This window comes from Streptomyces anatolicus (assembly GCF_019400875.1).
Taxonomy (GTDB): Bacteria; Actinomycetota; Actinomycetes; order Streptomycetales; family Streptomycetaceae; genus Streptomyces; species Streptomyces anatolicus.
On the sequence record NZ_WMBF01000013.1, the window covers coordinates 1 to 17,945 of the forward strand.

Below are 17,945 nucleotides of genomic sequence, written 5' to 3' on the forward strand. Positions count from 1 at the left end.
AGCCGGACGTCCCCGTCCCACCAGGCGGAACACGCTCGACTCCGCGCGGGCGCTGCTGGCAGGGTCGGGGAATGAACGACAGTGTCACGCTCCACGGTGAGTACGAGATCTCGGCCGACCCCGCCCGCATCGACGCGGCCCGCGTCCACGAATGGCTGTCCACGGACGCCTACTGGGCCCTCGGCCGGTCCCGCGCCAAGCAGGACGCGGCGATCGCGGGGTCACTGAACTTCGGTGCGTACGAAGGGGGTTCGGGGGAGCAGGTCGCGTACGCCCGCGTGGTGACCGACCGGTCGACCTTCGCCTGGCTCTGCGATGTGTACGTCACCCCGGCCGCGCGCGGCACGGGCCTTGGCACCGCGCTCGTCGACGCGGTCCGCGCGCACCTGGAGCCGTTCGGCCTGCGCCGCGTGCTGCTCGCCACGGCCGACGCGCACGGGGTCTACGAGAAGGTGGGCTTCAGGGCCATGGAGACCCCGGAGAAGTGGATGGTGCTGGGCGAGCAGTGACGCGCGTCCGTACATAGTCCGTGACGAGCAGCAGGTCCTTGGCGGGGCCGCGCACCCGCCACCGGGTCCGCCAGTGGTCCGCGTCGTCCACCTCGAACTCGCCGCGGTAGAGATCCGCCGAGCAGGGGTGGTCCGTGGTGTGGTGCCCGGAGCGCAGGTCGAGGTCGTGGAAGAAGCGGCCGTCGGCGAACTCCACGCGGGCCGTGCCCGGCGTGTTGCCGGGCAGGAACCGCAGGGTGCGCTCGGCGGGGCGCGCGGTGCCGCGCCAGGTGAAGACGCCGGACTCCTGGTGGAGGAGCCCGCCCTCGTCGGGGGCGGGCAGCGGCGAGAAGAGCGTCGTACCGGAGAAGTGGCCCTCGGACCCGTCGGCGAGGTCGCGGACCGCGCGGGTCACGCGCCACTCGCCCGCGAGATGGGCCAGGGCCTCCGGCACGGGGTGAGGGAAGGGCATACCAGCAGGCTACGTGGACCGGCGGCCTGCCTTTCCCCGGTGACCAACCCCTACGCGTCCCGGGCGGGCGGCCCTTACTTGTCCCGGGCGGTCGGCCCCTACTTGTCCACCACCGACATGCTGCCCTCGTCGTAGCGCGTGCCCGCCACCCGGTCCGCGGGCGCCGCCGCGTCGATCGCCGCGAGGTCGTCGGCGGACAGCTCGATCGTGGCGGCGGCGACGTTCTCCGCCAGGTACTTCTCGCGGCGCGTGCCGGGGATCGGTACGACGTCGTCGCCGCGGTGCTGAACCCAGGCGAGCGCGAGCTGCCCGGCGGTGACGCCCTTGTCGGCGGCGAGCGCGTTCAGGGCGTCCACGATGGTCAGGTTCCGCTCCAGGTTGCCGTCGGCGAAACGGGGCTGGGTGCGCCGCAGATCGTTCTCGGAGAGCGCGTCGAGCGAGGTGTAGCGGCCGGTGAGGAAGCCGCGCCCGAGCGGCGAGAACGGCACGAGGCCGATGCCGAGTTCCCGGCAGACCGGCGCGATCTCCGTCTCCAGGTCCCTGGTCCACAGCGACCACTCGCTCTGCAGCGCGGCGATCGGATGCACGGCGTGCGCCCGGCGGATCGTGCGCGCGCCCGCCTCGGAGAGCCCGAGGTGGCGCACCTTGCCCGCCGCGACCAGCTCGGCCATCGCGCCCACGGTCTCCTCGATCGGTACGGTCTTGTCGACCCGGTGCACGTAGTACAGGTCGATGTGGTCGACGCCGAGCCGCCGCAGGGAGGCGTCGCATGCCTCGCGTACGTAGGCGGCGTCGCCCCGGATGTGCAGGGGCTCGCCGAGGGCGTTGGCGAAGCCGACCTTGGTGGCGACGACGGCCTGTTCGCGGCGCGGGCCCGCGAGGGCGCGGCCTATCAGCTCCTCGTTGTGGCCGGTGCCGTAGAAGTCGGAGGTGTCGAGCAGGGTGACACCGAGGTCGAGGGCGCGGTGGATCGTCGCGATCGACTGGGTGTCGTCCGACGCGCCGTAGGCCTGGCTCATCCCCATGCATCCGAGTCCCTGCGCGGAGACCGTCAGCGCGCCGAGCCGGCGGGTGGGAAGGCTGGTCATGGTGGTACCTCCTGGCTGGTGCTCCGTGGTCGTTCCTGACCTTAGGAGTTGGAGCGGACTCCAGGGCAAGACGGCGGAGCGGCGGCGTCTGTACGGGGGTTTTCCCCAGGGAGCTTCGGCCCACTGGCCCGATGGTCCGCCCGCGCCCGGGTTCCTAGCGTGGTGATCGCTCGCCCCGGCAGCCCGGCCGGAGCGACCGCCGCCGAAGCCAAGGAGCACGCACGATGCGCGTCGTGTCAGCAGTCACCGCGGGCCTGGGCCTTGCCGGTCTCCTCACCAGCGGCGGCGTGGCCGCGCCCGCGCCCGCCGAGGTGCCCAAATCACGGTCGTCGGCGCTCAGTTGGGGCCGCTGCCCCGCCGGCCAGAAGGAGCTGAACGAGGCGGGCGCGCGGTGTGCGAAGGTGACCGTGCCGCTCGACTACGCCGACCCCGGCGGCCGTACGATCCGGCTCACGATCTCCCGCGTCGAGGCGCAGTCTCCCGAGCGGCGGGGCATCCTGCTCTCCAACCCGGGCGGCCCGGGCGGCACCGGACTCGCCCACACCCTCGCGCTGCGCCCGGCGTTGAAGGAGGCGGCCGACCAGTACGACCTCATCGGCTTCGACCCCCGCTTCCTCGGCGAAAGCACCCCGATCACCTGCGGCACGGCTCCGCGCCCGGCCCCGGCCGGGCCGACGACCACCCCGCGCGCCGACTTCGAGGCGTCGGTGCGCGCCGCCCGCGACACCGCGCGCCGGTGCCGGGAGCACGGCGACAACGCCGAGTTGCTGCCCCGCGCCTCGACCCGCAACGTCGCCCGTGACATGGACGCCATCCGCGCCGCGCTCGGCGAGCGGAAGCTCTCGTACTACGGCGTCTCGTACGGCGCCGACCTGGGCGCCGTCTACACCCAGCTGTTCCCGCGCCGTGCCGACCGCGTCGTCCTGGACTCCTCGACCGACCCGGCGGCCACGCAGTACGAGCTGTTCCAGCGGTCGGGCGCGCCCGCGGAGGCGGCGCTCGACGGTGAAGTGCGTGCGGACGTGCGCGAGTTGCTGCGGCGGGCCGAACGCCGCCCCCTCGCCGTCAAGGGGCAGCGGCTCAACGCCCCGCTCCTGCGGATGATCTTCAAGCAGCTCGTCCAGCACGAGGAGTACGACCCTCAACTGGCCGCTGTGGTCGCCGACTTGAAGAAGGCCGCGACGGGTGAGGAGATCGAACCGGGCCCCGCGCTCGCCGGACTGCTCGAACTGCTCTCCTCGCCCGAGCTGGAGAGCGGCATGGTCGGCGGTGCGCTCTTCATGTGCGGCGACGGGGGGTGGCCCGCGGGCGGCTGGCCGAAGAACCCGGAGACGTACTGGAAGAACATGCGGCGCAGCCGCGCCACGCAGCCGGTCTTCGGCCCCTACGTCAACGGCATGATCGCGCCGTGCGCGTTCTGGGGCGCCGAGCCCCGCGAGCCCGGCACGGAGATCGGCAACGACGTGCCCGCCCTGCTGCTCCAGGCCCGCCACGACAACAACGTCCCCTACGAAGGCGCCCTCGCCCTGCACCGCAGGCTCACCGGATCGCGTCTCCTGACGGCGGAGATCCGCGCGCACGGCGTCTATGGACGCGGGAACGACGGCCTCACCCCGGTGCCGTGCGCCGACCGGGCCGTCAATACGTATCTGAGCGAGGGGAAGCTGCCCGCGGCGGACCTGACGTGCGGCGGGACGTCGACGTCGTGAGGGGGGCCGCCGGTTGCCGGGGCGGTCCGGGCGTGGGGTTCCGGTGGCCCCGGTCCCGGGGCCTTCGTGGCAGCCTCGTCGCCGTTGCTGCGCCCAGGGCCGCCACCGCCGCCAGCGCCGTCAGGGTCGGGCCCATCGCCGTGAGGAACGCGCCGTCGGTCCACTGCTCCGCCTCGCCCGGCGGGTGCGCGGCGAAGGTCGCCATCAGCGTGGTCGCCACCGCGATGCCCAGCGTCGGGCCCACGTTCATCGCCGTCTGCTGGAGACCTCCCGCCACGCCGGCGTCCGCCACCGGGGCATGCCGTACGACGACCGCCGTCGCCGCCACCATCACCGTGCCGAAACCGGCGCCGACCAGCAGGAACCCGCCGCCGACCGCCACCGGCCCCGATGCCTGGTCCAGGCGGGACAGGGCGAGTACGCCGAGAGTGAGCACCGCCATCGCGGCCGTGATCGTCCGCCGGGGCCCGTGCCTGCGCAGCAGTACCGCCGCGTACGGCGCGCACACCACCATCATCAGCGCGAGCGGCAGCGCCCTCAGCGCGCTCCGCAGCGGGTCGAGCGCCAGTACCTCTTGCAGGAAGTACGTCCCTACGAAGAGCGCCCCGAACATCGCCGCGGACGCCGCCACGAGGATGCCGAGCGCGGGGCCCACCGCGGGCGACGCGACCAGCCGGAGCGGCACCAGCGGGCTCGCGGCACGCCGCTCATGCCGCACGAACGCGGCCGCCGAGGCCGCCGCCGCGCCGAATCCCAGCGCGGTCACCCCCGACAAGCCGGACCCCGCCACGCCGACCAGCGCGTGCACGAGGCAGGCCAGCGCCACCGCGAGCAGCCCGGCACCGGGCAGATCGAGCCCGGGCGCGGGCCCCTCCCGGGGCGGCGCGGGGACGCGGACCACCAGTGCCAGCACGCCGATCAGCAGCGCGGGCACGACGCTCAGGAAGAACACCGAGCGCCAGCCGAAGTGCGTCGCGAGCGCCCCGCCGAGCACCGGCCCGGCCGCCGCCGCGAGGCCTATCGCGCTGGTCCGCAGGGCGATCGGCATCCCGAGCCTGTCCGGCGGGAACGCGGCCCGCAGCATCCCGAGCGTGGCGGGCTGCAACAGCGCGCCGAACACGCCCTGGGCGACGCGCAGCGCGATCACCCATCCGACGCCGGACGCGAGACCGATGCCCGCCGAGGCGAGCGCGAAGCCGAGCGTTCCGACCGCGAAGAGCCGCCGGTGCCCGTACCGGTCGCCGAGCCGCCCCGAGAAGACCAGCAGGCTCGCCACGGCGATCAGATAGCCGGTGCTCGTCCACTGCACCTGCGCGAAGGAGGCGTCCAGATCGCGCTGGAGAGCGGGCTGCACGATGGTCAGTACGGTGCCGTCCAGGGCGACGACCATGGCGCCGAGGACGCTGCACGCGAGGGTGAGACTCCGCTGCAGCCTGGGCCCGGCTCTCATGCGGCTCCCGCCCCCAGATGCGCCACCAGCGCCGCGTCGAGCAGCGGCTCCACGTCCTCGGCCCCGGTCGCGAGCCGCAGGCTGCCCCACCCCCAAAGCTGCGCGATCCCCTGGAGATTCGCCCACAGCGCGCCCGCGGCGACCCGCGCCTCCGCGCCTTCGGCGACCCGCGCCTCCGCGCCCGCGGCCACCTGTGTCTTCGCCCCCGCGGCAACGGCCTCCCGGCGGGCCTCCGCCACCAGATCCACCAGCACCTCGAAGAGCGGCAGGCTCGTCTCCCGCAGGCCGAGCGCGCCGCTCTCCAGCAGGTCGTGGCGGAACATCAGCTCGAACATGCCGCGGTGAGCCGCCGCGAAGCCGAGGTAGGCGCGGCTCAGCGCCTTCAGCCGCGTACGGGCGTCACCGTCCGCGGCCGCCTTCTCCACCTCCGCCGCAAGCTCCGCGAAGCCCCGCCGCGCGATCGCCGACAGGAGGGCGACATGCGTGGGGAAGTAGCGCCGGGGCGCACCGTGCGAGACCCCCGCCCTGCGGGCGATCTCCCGCAGGGTCAGCGCCTGCACCCCCTCCGCCGCCAGAAGTCCGACGCCGACGTCCACAAGCCGGGCCCGCAGCCCCGCCTCCTGCTCGCCCGAAGGCACGCGCTCACTCATAGACACTGTCTACTACACCTCGTAGACAGTGTCTACCCAGATCGGAGGGTCCAGGGCCCTGTCCTTCAGGGGGGAGGTACGAGGTATCTTGATGTCGAGAAATGTTGCAGACGCGGAGCGGAGCACCCGGTGACTGACTCGACCATCATCTACACCCACACTGACGAGGCCCCGGCCCTGGCGACCCATTCCTTCTTGCCGGTCGTCCAGGCCTACGCCTCGACCGCGGGCGTCAGCGTGGAGACCCGTGACATCTCGCTCGCGGGCCGCATCATCGCGAGCTTCCCCGAGCGTCTCGAGGAGGGCCAGCGCATCAACGACGCCCTCGCCGAGCTGGGCGAGCTCGCCAAGACGCCCGGGGCGAACATCATCAAGCTGCCCAACATCTCGGCCTCGATCCCGCAGCTGAAGGCCGCGATCGCCGAGCTGCAGGGCCAGGGCTACGCGCTCCCCGACTACCCGGACGACCCGAAGACCGACGAGGAGCGCGACATCCGCGCCCGCTACGACAAGGTCAAGGGCAGCGCCGTCAACCCGGTCCTGCGCGAGGGCAACTCCGACCGCCGCGCCCCCGCGTCGGTCAAGAACTACGCCAAGGCCCACCCGCACCGCATGGGCGCCTGGACGGCCGACTCGAAGACGAACGTCGCCACCATGGGCGAGAACGACTTCCGCTCCACCGAGAAGTCCGCGGTGATCACCGAGGCCGGTTCGCTGCGCATCGAGCTCGTCGGTGACGACGGCTCCACCACCGTCCTGCGCGAGTCCGTACCGGTCCTCGCGGACGAGGTCGTCGACGCCTCCGTCATGCGCGTCGCCGCGCTGCGCGAGTTCCTCAAGGAGCAGGTCGCCCGCGCCAAGGCCGAGGGCGTCCTCTTCTCCGTGCACCTCAAGGCCACGATGATGAAGGTCTCCGACCCGATCGTCTTCGGCCACGTGGTCCGCGCCTTCTTCCCGAAGACCTTCGCCGCGCACGGCGAGACGCTGGCCGCCGCCGGTCTGACCCCGAACGACGGTCTGGGCGGCATCTTCAAGGGCCTGGACTCGCTCCCCGAGGGCGAGAAGATCAAGGCGTCCTTCGAGGCCGAGCTGGCCGAGGGCCCGGAGCTTGCCATGGTCGACTCCGACAAGGGCATCTCGAACCTGCACGTGCCGAGCGACGTCATCGTCGACGCCTCCATGCCGGCCATGATCCGCACCTCCGGCCACATGTGGGGCCCGGACGGCGAGGAGCACGACACCCTGGCCGTCCTCCCGGACAGCAGCTACGCGGGTATCTACCAGGTCGTCATCGACGACTGCCGTGCCAACGGCGCCTTCGACCCGTCGACCATGGGCTCCGTCCCGAACGTCGGCCTGATGGCGCAGAAGGCCGAGGAGTACGGCAGCCACGACAAGACGTTCGAGGTCCCGACCACGGGCACCGTCCGCGTCGTCGACGCCGCCGGCAACATCGTGCTCGAGCAGACCGTCGCCGCCGGTGACATCTTCCGCATGTGCCAGACCAAGGACGCGCCGATCCAGGACTGGGTCAAGCTCGCCGTCACCCGCGCCCGCGCGACCGGCAGCCCGGCCGTGTTCTGGCTCGACGACACCCGCGCCCACGACGCCGTCCTCATCGGCAAGGTCGAGCGGTACCTCGCCGACCACGAGACCGAGGGCCTGGACATCCGGATCATGGCGCCGGCCGAGGCCACCGCGTTCTCCCTGGAGCGCATCCGCCGCGGCGAGGACACCATCTCCGTCACCGGCAACGTCCTGCGCGACTACCTCACCGACCTCTTCCCGATCCTGGAGCTGGGCACCAGCGCCAAGATGCTCTCGGTCGTCCCGCTGATGAACGGCGGCGGCCTCTTCGAGACGGGCGCCGGCGGCTCCGCTCCCAAGCACGTCCAGCAGCTGGTCAAGGAGAACTACCTGCGCTGGGACAGCCTGGGCGAGTTCCTGGCCCTCGCGGTGAGCTTCGAGCACCTCGCCACCACCACGGGCAACGCGCGCGCCCAGATCCTCGCCGACACCCTGGACCGCGCGACGGCCTCCTTCCTGGAGAACGACAAGTCGCCGAGCCGCCGCCTCGGTGGCATCGACAACCGCGGCAGCCACTTCTACCTCGCCCTGTACTGGGCCCAGGAGCTGGCCAAGCAGACCGAGGACACGCAGCTGGCGGAGGCGTTCGCGGCTCTGGCCAAGACGCTCTCCGAGCAGGAGCGGACCATCGTCGACGAGCTGATCGCCGTCCAGGGCTCCCCGGTCGACATCGGCGGCTACTACCAGCCGGACGCGGCCAAGGCCTCCGCGGTCATGCGGCCGTCCGCGACGCTCAACCAGGCGCTCGCGATCCTGGGCTGACGCCCGGCACGCAGCCATGAAAGGGGCCTCCCGCCACAGTGGCGGGAGGCCCCTCTCGCGTACGTCGCTCTTGCTTACGGCCGGATTGCTTACGGACGGCGGCGGGGCTTCCCGCGCTTGGCGGCCGGCTTGGCGCCCTTCGCCTGCCGGGCGGGCGCCCCGCGGCGGCCCTTGTCGCCAGCCTTGGCCCCTGTCCTGTTCCCGTTTCCGGCGGGCTTGGCCTTGGCCGGGGCCTTGTCCTTCGGCGGGGTCTGCGTACGGCCCCGCGAGCTGTTGACCGTACGGCCGCGGACGATCCCGATGAAGTCCTCCACCAGGTCCGTCGTCGCGGCCTCCGGCCAGGCGAGGGCCACGCGCGACTCGGGGGCGTCGGTGACGGTGCGGTAGGTGAGGTCCTTGCGGTGGTGCAGACGGGCCAGGGACTGCGGGACGACGAGCACGCCCACGCCCGCGGCGACCAGCTCGATGGCGTCGGCCGTCGTTTCGGGGCGCTCGGCGGCCGGCACCCCGGGCCGCCGCTCCCACTCCAGCGTCTCGTCGAGCGGGTGGAACACGATCTCGTCCGCGAGATCCTCCGGCGACACCTCGTCGACCGCCGCCACGACGTGGTCCTTGGGGACCACGACGACGGTCGTCTCGGCGTAGAGGGGGATCGCGCTGAGGTCCGTGCGGTCGATCGGCAGACGCACGAATCCGGCGTCGGCGCCGCCCGCCCGCAGCACGCCGGGTGCCTCGGCGGGGGAGACCTGGAGGAGAGTCAAGGGGACGTCGGGCAGCCGCTCGTTCCAGATACGCACCCACTTGGTGGGCGTCACCCCCGGGACGTAGGCGAGCCGGAACGAAGGGGTTACTTCCGAGCCTGTCACCTCGCCAGGCTACCGGTCGTGGTCGGAAGTAGCGCACATGCTCGATACCCTTGACACCATGACGTCGCACCAGACCACCCAGACCATGAAGCCCGCGACCGCGGCGAAGAAGCTGGGTGTGTACCTCCAGGCCACCCCCGCAGAGTTCCAGGAGGGTGTCGTCACGCGCAGTGAGCTGAACGCGCTCCAGGCCGATCCCCCCGAGTGGCTCCAGGAGCTGCGCCGCACGGGCCCGCACCCCCGCCCGGTCGTCGCCGCCAAGCTCGGCGTCTCCATCGCGGGCCTCGCCCGCGGCGGGGTCACGGAGCCGCTGACCACCGAGCAGATCGACGCGCTGAAGGACGAGATGCCCTCCTGGCTGCGTCAGGAGCGCGCCACGCAGGCCGAGGTCCGCAAGGAAGCGGTGCGGATCAAGGAGAAGCAGGCGGAGGACGCCCAGAAGCGCGCGGCCCGCGCCGACGAGGACGCCCGCTCCTGACGACGGCCTGGCCGTAGCCGTCCCGGCCGTGACGGCCCAGCCGTAGTCGCCCCGGCCGTGACGGCCCAGCCGTAGCCGCCCCGGCCCTCACCCGCTCGACCGCAGGCTCAGCACCAGGTCGCGCGGCAGGCCGTGGGTGTCGTGCAGATAGCGGAAGTCCTCCTCGTCCAGCGGACCCTGGAAGCGCGGCCGGGCCAGCACCTGCCGGCCGCGCTCGAGGAGCCGCCCGAACCGGCGCTCCTCGTCGAGCAGCACCCGGCGCACCTCGCCCGGATCGGTGTCCTGCCGGAAGCGGTCCAGGGTGTGCCGGATCAGCTCGTCCGGGAGATCCCCGAGCCCACGTGAGGGATCGTCCCGCCAGAGCACGGTGAGCACCCGCCGCACCAGGCGCCGCAGCACATAGCCGCGCCCGCCGACGGCCGGACGCACCCCGTCGCCGATCACCACCACGGCCGAGCGCAGATGGTCGCAGACCAGCCGCAGCGACGGCTCGTCCACCGGCCACAGCTCCGGCACGAGCCGGCGCCAGGGCTCGAAGACATCGCACTCGAACACCGAGGTCCGGCCCTGGAGCAGCGAGGCGAGCCGCTCAAGGCCGAGACCGGTGTCGACATTGCGCTGGGCAAGCGGCACGAGTGAACCGTCGGCGAGCCGGCGGTGGCGCATCATCACGTGGTTCCACACCTCCACCCAGCGCTCGTCGCGTGTGGGCGTCGACTCCGGCGGGCCTTCGCCGGTCCACAGGAAGATCTCCGAGTCGGGCCCGCACGGGCCCGGCGATCCGCTGGGCCACCAGTTGTCCTCGGCGGTCAGCTCGACCGGCACCCCGCGTTCCTGCCACAGCTCCAGGGAGGCGGTGTCGGGCCCGGTCAGCTCGTCGCCGCCGAAGGCCGTGGCGTGCAGCAGCCCCGGATCGACGCCGAACCCCTCGGTGAGCAGCCCGTACCCCCAGTCGAGACTCAGCGGCCCCTCGTAGTCGCCGAGCGACCAGGTGCCGAGCATCTCGAAGACGGTCAGATGGGTGGGGTCACCGACCTCCTCCAGATCCGTCGTGCGCAGACAGCGCTGTACGTTGACCAGCCGTCGGCCCAGCGGGTGCGGGCGCCCCTCCAGGTAGGGGATGAGTGGATGCATGCCCGAGGTGGTGAAGAGCACCGGGTCACCGGGCGGCGGCAGCAGCGTCGAGCCGGTGATCCGGCGGTGCCCGCGGTCCTCGTAGTACTCGACGAACGTACGGACGATCTGTTCGGTGTCCATGGCAGTGGCTCCTTGGCGTCGCAGCGGGAAGGGCGCCGGGCGACGGCCCGCGGAAAACACCGGAACCGGGACGGAAGGACCACGGAACCACCGGCGGGCCGTTTCCGGTCGCCGGTGGGGGACGAGAAGTACGTCAGGCGGCGGCAACCGGCGAGCTGGTCGCTCGCGCGGTCGCGGGGTGGCTTCGGCCGGTGACGTTCATAGGGCCGAAGGTAACGCGCCCTGGGCCCTCGGGGCACATGGTTTATCGGCACCCGCTCCTTGCCTGCTCGTTGCATAAAAGTGCAGCTCTGCGTATAGTCATGCCATCCAAGAGGAGGGTTCCATGGCGGTACGCGCAGCAGTGGCAGGGGCGAGTGGGTATGCGGGCGGCGAGTTGCTGCGTCTGCTGCTCGCCCACCCCGAGGTGGAGATCGGCGCCCTGACCGGGAACGCGAACGCGGGGCAGCGCCTGGGCGCGCTCCAGCCGCATCTGCTTCCGCTCGCCGGGCGCGTCCTCGAGCCCACCACCGCCGAGGTCCTCGCGGGCCACGACGTCGTCTTCCTCGCGCTGCCCCACGGGCAGTCCGCCGCCGTCGCCGAGCAGCTCGGCCCCGATGTCCTCGTCGTGGACATGGGCGCGGACTTCCGGCTGCGGGACGCGGGGGAGTGGGAGAAGTTCTACGGCGGCCCGCACGCCGGGACCTGGCCCTACGGCCTGCCCGAACTGCCGGGCGCCCGCGCCGCGTTGGCGGGCGCCAGGCGCATCGCCGTACCCGGCTGCTATCCGACCGCCGTCTCGCTCGCGCTCTTTCCCGCGTACGGGGCCGACCTCGTCGAGCCCGATGCCGTGATCGTCGCCGCGTCCGGCACCTCCGGCGCGGGCAAGGCCGCCAAGCCGCACCTCCTCGGCTCCGAGGTCATGGGGAGCATGTCCCCGTACGGAGTGGGGGGCCTGCACCGCCACACCCCCGAGATGATCCAGAACCTGAGCGCCGCCGCCGGCACGCCCGTCTCCGTCTCCTTCACGCCGACGCTGGCCCCCATGCCCCGCGGCATCCTCGCCACGTGCAGCGCGAAGGCGAAGCCGGGCGTCACCCCCGAGACCGTGCGGGCCGCCTATGAGAAGGCCTTCGCCGACGAGCCGTTCGTCCACCTGCTCCCCGAGGGGCAGTGGCCCGCGACCGCCGCCGTGTACGGCTCGAACGCCGTACTCGTCCAGGTCGCGTACGACGAGGCGGCGGGCCGCGTGATCGTGATCAGCGCCATCGACAACCTCACCAAGGGCACCGCGGGCGGCGCCCTGCAGAGCATGAACATCGCCCTCGGCCTCGACGAGGCCACCGGGCTCTCAACGATCGGAGTCGCGCCGTGAGTGTGACGGCAGCCAAGGGATTCACGGCCGCGGGCATCGCCGCCGGGATCAAGGAGAACGGCAACCCGGACCTGGCCCTCGTGGTCAACACCGGACCCCGCCTCGCCGCCGCGGGCGTGTTCACCTCCAACCGTGTCAAGGCCGCCCCCGTCCTCTGGTCGGAGCAGGTGCTCAAGGGCGGACTCGTCTCCGCCGTCGTCCTCAACTCCGGTGGCGCCAACGCCTGTACGGGCCCCAAGGGCTTCCAGGACACCCACGCCACCGCCGAGAAGGTGGCCGAGGTGCTCTCCCTCAACGCGGGCGAGGTCGCCGTCGCCTCGACCGGTCTTATCGGCATCACCCTGCCGATGGAGAAGCTGCTGCCCGGCGTCGAGAAGGCCGCCGGTGAACTCTCCGCGCACGGCGGCGAGAAGGCCGCCATCGCCATCAAGACCACCGACAGCGTCCACAAGACGTCCGTCGTCACCAAGGACGGCTGGACCGTCGGCGGCATGGCCAAGGGCGCGGGCATGCTCGCCCCCGGCCTCGCCACCATGCTCGTCGTGCTCACCACCGACGCCGACGTCGAGGCCGACGTCCTGGACAAGGCGCTGCGGGATGCCACCCGGCTCACCTTCGACCGGGTCGACTCCGACGGCTGCATGTCCACCAACGACACCGTGCTGCTGCTCGCCTCCGGCGCGGCCGAGGTCACCCCGGAGTACGCGGAGTTCGCCGAGGCCGTCCGCGAGGTCTGCGACGACCTCGGGCGCCAGCTCATCGGCGACGCCGAGGGCGCGAGCAAGGACATCAAGGTCGAGGTCGTGAACGCGGCGAGCGAGGCCGACGCCGTCGAGGTCGGCCGGTCCATCGCCCGCAACAACCTCCTCAAGTGCGCCCTGCACGGCGAGGACCCCAACTGGGGCCGGGTGCTCTCCGCGATCGGCACCACGTCCGCCGCCTTCGACCCGGACCGCCTCAACGTCGCCATCAACGGCGTCTGGGTCTGCAAGAACGGCTCCGTCGGCGAGGACCGCGACCTCGTCGACATGCGCTACCGGGAGATCGTCATCACCGCCGACCTGGCCGCGGGCGACGAGACCGCGACCATCTGGACCAACGACCTCACCGCCGACTACGTCCACGAGAACAGCGCGTACAGCTCATGAGCCAGCCCACCGCGCGCAAACACACCGCGCTGCCCAAGGCCCAGATCCTCATCGAGGCGCTGCCCTGGCTGACCCGCCACCGCGGCAAGACCGTCGTCATCAAGTTCGGCGGCAACGCCATGGTCGACGACGAGCTGAAGGCCGCCTTCGCCCAGGACGTCGTCTTCCTGCACCACGCGGGCCTCAAGCCCGTCGTCGTGCACGGCGGCGGCCCGCAGATCAGCAGGGCCCTCGACCGGCACGGCATCGTCAGCGAGTTCAAGGCGGGCCTGCGCGTCACCACCGAGGACGCCATGGACGTCGTACGCATGGTGCTCGCCGGGCAGGTGCAGCGCGAACTGGTCGGGCTGCTCAACCGGCACGGCCCGCTCGCCGTCGGCCTCACCGGCGAGGACGCGCACACCATCACCGCCACCAAGCACCAGCCCCGCATCGAGGGCGAACTGGTCGACATCGGCCGGGTCGGCGAGATCACCGCGATCGACACGGGCGCCATCACGGCGCTGCTCGCCGACGGCCGTATCCCGGTCGTCTCCTCGATCGCCCGTTCCCAGGACGATCACCATGTCTACAACGTCAATGCTGATACGGCGGCTGCGGCACTCGCTGCGGCGCTTGGTGCCGAGACCCTGATGGTCCTGACCGACGTCGAGGGCCTGTACGAGGACTGGCCCCACTCCGACGAGGTCATCAGCAGGCTCACCGCGACAGAGCTGGAGAAGCTCCTGCCCGAGCTGGCCAGCGGCATGGTCCCCAAGATGGAGGGCTGTCTGCACGCCGTACGCAACGGAGTGGAGACCGCCCGCGTCATCGACGGCCGCGTCCAGCACTCGATCCTGCTGGAGATCTTCACCGACGAAGGCATCGGCACGATGGTCGTCCCCGACGGCCACAGCACCGGCAACGCCCACAGCACCGGCAACGCCCACAGCACCGGCACCGAGACCGAGGGGGAGTCATGAGCAACCAGGAGCTGACCACGCGCTGGCAGGGCGCGCTCATGGACAACTACGGCACGCCCCGGCTGCCCCTCGTGCGCGGCGAGGGCGCCAGGCTGTGGGACGCCGACGGCAAGGAGTACGTCGACTTCGTCGGCGGCATCGCGGTCAACGCGCTCGGCCACGCCCATCCGGCGATCGTCGAGGCGGTGAGCGCCCAGATCGCCTCGCTCGGCCACGTCTCGAACCTCTTCGTCGCCGAGCCGCCCGTCGCGCTCGCCGAACGGCTGCTCCAGCTCTTCGGCCGCGAAGGCCGCGTGTACTTCTGCAACTCCGGCGCCGAGGCCAACGAGGGTGCCTTCAAGATCGGCAGGCTGACCGGCCGCCCGCACATGGTCGCCACCGACGGCGGCTTCCACGGCCGGACCATGGGGGCGCTCGCCCTCACCGGCCAGCCCGCCAAGCAGCATCCGTTCCTGCCGCTGCCCGGCGAGGTCACCCACGTCCCCTACGGCGATGTGGAGGCCCTGCGCGCGGCCGTCACCACCGACACCGCCTTCGTGATCATCGAGCCGATCCAGGGTGAGAACGGCGTCGTCGTGCCGCCCGCGGGCTACCTCAGGGCGGCCAGGGAGATCACCCGCGCCACCGGCACCCTCCTCGTCCTCGACGAGGTGCAGACCGGAATCGGCCGCACCGGGCACTGGTTCGAACACCTCGCGCACGACGGCGTCGAGCCGGACATCGTCACACTCGCGAAGGGTCTCGGCGGCGGTCTGCCGCTCGGCGCGACCGTCGCGTTCGGCGCGGCGGCCGAGCTGTTCAAGCCCGGTCACCACGGCACGACGTTCGGCGGCAACCCCGTGGCGTGCGCCGCCGGGCTCGCCGTCGTCGAGACCATCGCCGCCGAGGGACTGCTGGAGAACACCAAGCGGGCGGGCGAGAAGCTGCGCGACGGAATCGAGTCACTGGGACACCCGCTCGTGGACCATGTCAGGGGCTCGGGCCTGCTGCTGGGTATCGTGCTCACCGAGCCGCTCGCGCCGCGGGCGCAGCAGACGGCTCAGGACGCCGGCTTCCTGGTGAACGTGCCCGCCCCCGATGTCGTACGGCTGATGCCACCGCTGAACGTGCGCGACGACGAGGTGGACGCGTTCCTCCGGGCGCTTTCCGGCATCCTGGACGAGGCTGCCAAGGCCGCCGAGGCCGACAAGGCTGCCAAGACCAAGTAGGGCCGCCAGGGCCGACGGGGACGGACGATCCGGAGAATGAGACGACGATGAGCCAGGCGCAAGGCAACGAGCACGGCGACCACGCGGGTCCCGCCGTGCCGCAGACCCGCACCGCACGCCACCGCCGGATCGTGGACATCCTCAACCGGCAGCCGGTGCGCTCCCAGAGCCAGCTGGCGAAGCTGCTCGCCGACGACGGCCTGACCGTCACTCAGGCGACGCTCTCCCGCGACCTGGACGAGCTGAACGCGGTCAAGATCCGCAACGCCGAGGGCGACCTCATCTACGCGGTGCCGAGCGAGGGCGGTTTCCGCACGCCGCGCGCGCCGCTGGGGGAGTCGGCCAAGGAGGAGCGGATGCGGCGCCTCTCCGCGGAGCTGCTGATCTCCGCGGAGGCCTCGGCCAACCTCGTCGTGCTCCGTACGCCGCCGGGCGCGGCCCAGTTCCTCGCCTCGGCCATCGACCAGGCCGAACTGCACGACGTCCTCGGGACGATCGCGGGCGACGACACGCTGATGCTTATCAGCAGGGAGCCGGCTGGGGGGCAGGCGCTGGCGGACCATCTGCTGCGGCTGGCCTCGAACGAGCACTGAATCGCTGGCCGCGCCGGGGGTGCCGTCGGTCACCGGCTTCGCCGAGTTCGTCCTCAATCGCCGGACGGGCTTGGCTTCCGTCCGTCCGGGGACTTTCGGGAGCGCGCCATCCAGGCCGCCACCAGCGCCCCCGACACGTTGTGCCAGACGGAGAAGACCGCCGAGGGCAGCGCCGCGAGCGGGCTGAAGTGTGCCGTGGCCAGGGACGCCGCGAGGCCGGAGTTCTGCATGCCGACCTCGAAGGCCATCGCGCGCGAGGCCGGCGGTCCGAGGCGGGCCAGCTTGCCCGCGCCGTAACCGAGCGCGAGGCCCAGGCCGTTGTGGAGGAACACCGCGAGGAACACCAGCGCCGCGGCCGACTTGATGGCCGCGGCGCTGCCCGCGACGACGATCGCCACGATCGCTGCGACGGTCAGCGCGGACAGCCACGGCAGGGCGCCGAGCACCCGGTCGACGTACCGCCCGAAGAGGAGTCGCACGACCAGCCCGGCGATGACCGGAAGCAGCACGGTCTTGAGGATGTCCGTGACCATCGAGCCCGCGTCCACCGGCAGGTACTCGCCCGCGAGGAGCAGCGTCAGCGGCGGGGTGACCAGCGGGGCGAGGACGGTCGAGACGGTGGCGACGGAGACGGAGAGCGCCACGTCGCCGCGGGCCAGATAGGTCACGACATTGGACGCGGTACCGCTCGGCGCGCAGCCCACCAGGATCACGCCGGCCGCCAACTGCGGTGACAGGCCGAGCGCGTGGGCGATCACCCAGCCGAGTCCCGGCATGATGACGTAATGGGCGACGAGCCCGAGCGCGACGGCCCACGGCCGTCTGACCACGCCCTGGAAGTCGAGCGGGGTCATCGTCAGCCCCATGCAGAACATCACCACGCCCAGCAGGTACGGGACGCTCACCCCCCACCCCTCGAAGGCGCCCGGCGCGACGAGGCCCAGGGCACCCGCCGCCAGGACGAGGAGCGGGAAGACGGTGACGGCACGGCGCGCGGCCTTGTCGGCGCCGCTCCCGGAGTCGGCATCGCTCCCGGAGTCGGCGGGGCTGGGGATCGTCTGTTCGGGTTGCACGGCGCGATGCAACGCCCCGGCCACGCGCGCGTGCAACCCCGTCTCGGTATGTGGTCGCTACACGGACAACGGGCTCAGTAGCTCAGTGGCTCAGTACCGGATGAGGGCCGTCGGCCCCGACGCCGTGCCGATCGCGATGTGCGGCCGCCGCTCCGGCCTCGCCCACCGCAGGACCGCCCGCATCGCCTCCTCGGGCACCGAGACGCACCCGGCCGTCGCGCCGGGCCCGTCGACGTGCAGGAAGATCCCGGCGCCCCGGCCGCGCACCGGCCGGGCGTAGTTGAAGTCGATCACCATCGCATGCGTGTACTGCGGGTCGTAGGTGATGAGGTGCTCGGCCTCGGAGGCCCGGCAGTCCGCGGCGCGCGGCTCGGACCAGCGGTTGTAGGAGCGCGACGCGTTGTCCTGGCACCACCAGGACTCCTCCGTCACGCGGCGGTAGGGGTACGCGGTGCCGTCGGGCCCCGGCGCGATCCCGAAGGCGTACGGCAGCCCGTACAGGCCCGTGGGTGTCGTGTCCGTCCCCTGGCGGCGCGCGGCGCCCTCCGCCAGCCCCTTCGCGCCGAACCTGGCGGGCGCGGACCCGGCCTCCACCCACCGTCCGCCGCGCCGGTCCCACCAGGTGAGCGTGCCGGTGGTGGAGCCGGTGCGGCGCGCCTCGGCGGTGATGAGCTGGCTGCCGCCGCCCGTGTCGGCCATCCGCTCCGGCAGCGGTGGGCCCGGCTCGGGCGCCGCGCCGAGCGTGCAGGCGGCGGCGAACAGGACGGCACAGGCGAGGGCGACGGCTCGTGGGCGCATGG

At 72.3% G+C, this 17,945-nt stretch carries 17 protein-coding genes; 9 read left to right on the plus strand and 8 right to left on the minus strand.

Annotation, left to right across the window (positions count from 1 at the left end; translation table 11 throughout):
* Window positions 1–71 precede the first annotated feature (71 nt).
* Window positions 72–509 carry a GNAT family N-acetyltransferase gene (locus tag GKQ77_RS02970; protein ID WP_219687000.1) on the plus strand — a complete coding sequence of 146 codons (438 nt, stop codon included), beginning with the start codon at window positions 72–74 and terminating at the stop codon, window positions 507–509.
* Here the strand turns inward: GKQ77_RS02970 and GKQ77_RS02975 are convergent.
* Both GKQ77_RS02975 and GKQ77_RS02980 read right to left on the minus strand, forming a co-directional pair.
* Window positions 460–960: a DUF6314 family protein gene (locus GKQ77_RS02975; protein ID WP_219687001.1), complete on the minus strand. Its 501-nt coding sequence runs from the start codon at window positions 958–960 to the stop codon at window positions 460–462. The genes GKQ77_RS02970 and GKQ77_RS02975 overlap by 50 nt on opposite strands.
* Before the next feature lie 98 nt (window positions 961–1,058).
* Window positions 1,059–2,048 carry an aldo/keto reductase gene (locus GKQ77_RS02980; protein WP_219687002.1) on the minus strand — a complete coding sequence of 330 codons (990 nt, stop codon included), beginning with the start codon at window positions 2,046–2,048 and terminating at the stop codon, window positions 1,059–1,061.
* Between the two features lie 224 nt (window positions 2,049–2,272).
* Between GKQ77_RS02980 and GKQ77_RS02985 the strand changes: the two genes are divergently transcribed.
* Window positions 2,273–3,757, plus strand: a complete 1,485-nt coding sequence (locus tag GKQ77_RS02985; RefSeq protein WP_219687003.1) for an alpha/beta hydrolase — start codon at window positions 2,273–2,275, stop codon at window positions 3,755–3,757.
* On the opposite strand, the gene GKQ77_RS02990 is transcribed toward GKQ77_RS02985, so the two are convergent.
* Together GKQ77_RS02990 and GKQ77_RS02995 are read right to left on the minus strand one after the other, a co-directional pair.
* The gene (locus GKQ77_RS02990; RefSeq protein ID WP_219687004.1) at window positions 3,687–5,207 is read right to left on the minus strand and encodes an MFS transporter; all 1,521 of its coding nucleotides are present in this window, start codon (window positions 5,205–5,207) and stop codon (window positions 3,687–3,689) included. The two genes, GKQ77_RS02985 and GKQ77_RS02990, sit on opposite strands and share 71 nt — an antisense overlap.
* Window positions 5,204–5,857 (minus strand): TetR/AcrR family transcriptional regulator, encoded by a 654-nt coding sequence (locus tag GKQ77_RS02995; RefSeq protein WP_219687005.1) that lies wholly within the window; start codon window positions 5,855–5,857, stop codon window positions 5,204–5,206. The genes GKQ77_RS02990 and GKQ77_RS02995 overlap by 4 nt, the downstream gene beginning before the upstream one ends.
* A gap of 129 nt (window positions 5,858–5,986) precedes the next feature.
* Here GKQ77_RS02995 and GKQ77_RS03000 point away from each other — a divergent pair, with 129 nt between their 5' ends.
* The gene (locus GKQ77_RS03000; protein ID WP_219687006.1) at window positions 5,987–8,206 is read left to right on the plus strand and encodes an NADP-dependent isocitrate dehydrogenase; all 2,220 of its coding nucleotides are present in this window, start codon (window positions 5,987–5,989) and stop codon (window positions 8,204–8,206) included.
* Between the two features lie 89 nt (window positions 8,207–8,295).
* Here the strand turns inward: GKQ77_RS03000 and GKQ77_RS03005 are convergent, their stop codons facing one another.
* The gene (locus GKQ77_RS03005; RefSeq protein WP_219687007.1) at window positions 8,296–9,072 is read right to left on the minus strand and encodes a LysR substrate-binding domain-containing protein; all 777 of its coding nucleotides are present in this window, start codon (window positions 9,070–9,072) and stop codon (window positions 8,296–8,298) included.
* 58 nt (window positions 9,073–9,130) lie between these two features.
* Between GKQ77_RS03005 and GKQ77_RS03010 the strand changes: the two genes are divergently transcribed.
* Entirely contained in the window at window positions 9,131–9,550 is a 420-nt protein-coding gene (locus GKQ77_RS03010; RefSeq protein ID WP_219687008.1) for a DUF5997 family protein, read from the plus strand.
* A gap of 87 nt (window positions 9,551–9,637) precedes the next feature.
* Here GKQ77_RS03010 and GKQ77_RS03015 read toward each other — a convergent pair whose 3' ends face one another.
* Window positions 9,638–10,807 carry an alanine--tRNA ligase-related protein gene (locus GKQ77_RS03015; RefSeq protein WP_219687009.1) on the minus strand — a complete coding sequence of 390 codons (1,170 nt, stop codon included), beginning with the start codon at window positions 10,805–10,807 and terminating at the stop codon, window positions 9,638–9,640.
* A 325-nt stretch (window positions 10,808–11,132) separates the two neighbouring features.
* Here GKQ77_RS03015 and argC point away from each other — a divergent pair, with 325 nt between their 5' ends.
* The 5 genes from argC to GKQ77_RS03040 are packed head-to-tail and all read left to right on the plus strand — an operon-like array spanning window position 11,133 to window position 16,072.
* Window positions 11,133–12,161 carry an N-acetyl-gamma-glutamyl-phosphate reductase gene (gene argC / locus GKQ77_RS03020; RefSeq protein ID WP_219687010.1) on the plus strand — a complete coding sequence of 343 codons (1,029 nt, stop codon included), beginning with the start codon at window positions 11,133–11,135 and terminating at the stop codon, window positions 12,159–12,161.
* Window positions 12,158–13,309: a bifunctional glutamate N-acetyltransferase/amino-acid acetyltransferase ArgJ gene (gene argJ / locus GKQ77_RS03025; protein ID WP_219687011.1), complete on the plus strand. Its 1,152-nt coding sequence runs from the start codon at window positions 12,158–12,160 to the stop codon at window positions 13,307–13,309. The genes argC and argJ overlap by 4 nt, the downstream gene beginning before the upstream one ends.
* Window positions 13,306–14,271, plus strand: coding sequence for an acetylglutamate kinase (gene argB / locus GKQ77_RS03030; RefSeq protein WP_258020766.1), 966 nt, complete (start codon window positions 13,306–13,308; stop codon window positions 14,269–14,271). Before argJ ends, argB begins: the two co-directional genes overlap by 4 nt.
* Complete coding sequence (locus GKQ77_RS03035) at window positions 14,268–15,479, plus strand: acetylornithine transaminase (RefSeq protein WP_219687012.1); 1,212 nt, start codon at window positions 14,268–14,270, stop codon at window positions 15,477–15,479. Before argB ends, GKQ77_RS03035 begins: the two co-directional genes overlap by 4 nt.
* Window positions 15,480–15,526: 47 nt before the next feature.
* Complete coding sequence (locus GKQ77_RS03040; protein ID WP_125511629.1) at window positions 15,527–16,072, plus strand: arginine repressor; 546 nt, start codon at window positions 15,527–15,529, stop codon at window positions 16,070–16,072.
* Between the two features lie 53 nt (window positions 16,073–16,125).
* On the opposite strand, the gene GKQ77_RS03045 is transcribed toward GKQ77_RS03040, so the two are convergent.
* Both GKQ77_RS03045 and GKQ77_RS03050 read right to left on the minus strand, forming a co-directional pair.
* On the minus strand, window positions 16,126–17,127 hold the full coding sequence (locus tag GKQ77_RS03045) for a bile acid:sodium symporter family protein (RefSeq protein WP_308117532.1): 1,002 nt from the start codon (window positions 17,125–17,127) through the stop codon (window positions 16,126–16,128).
* Between the two features lie 108 nt (window positions 17,128–17,235).
* Complete coding sequence (locus GKQ77_RS03050) at window positions 17,236–17,943, minus strand: L,D-transpeptidase family protein (RefSeq protein ID WP_219687015.1); 708 nt, start codon at window positions 17,941–17,943, stop codon at window positions 17,236–17,238.
* Window positions 17,944–17,945: the final 2 nt, after the last annotated feature.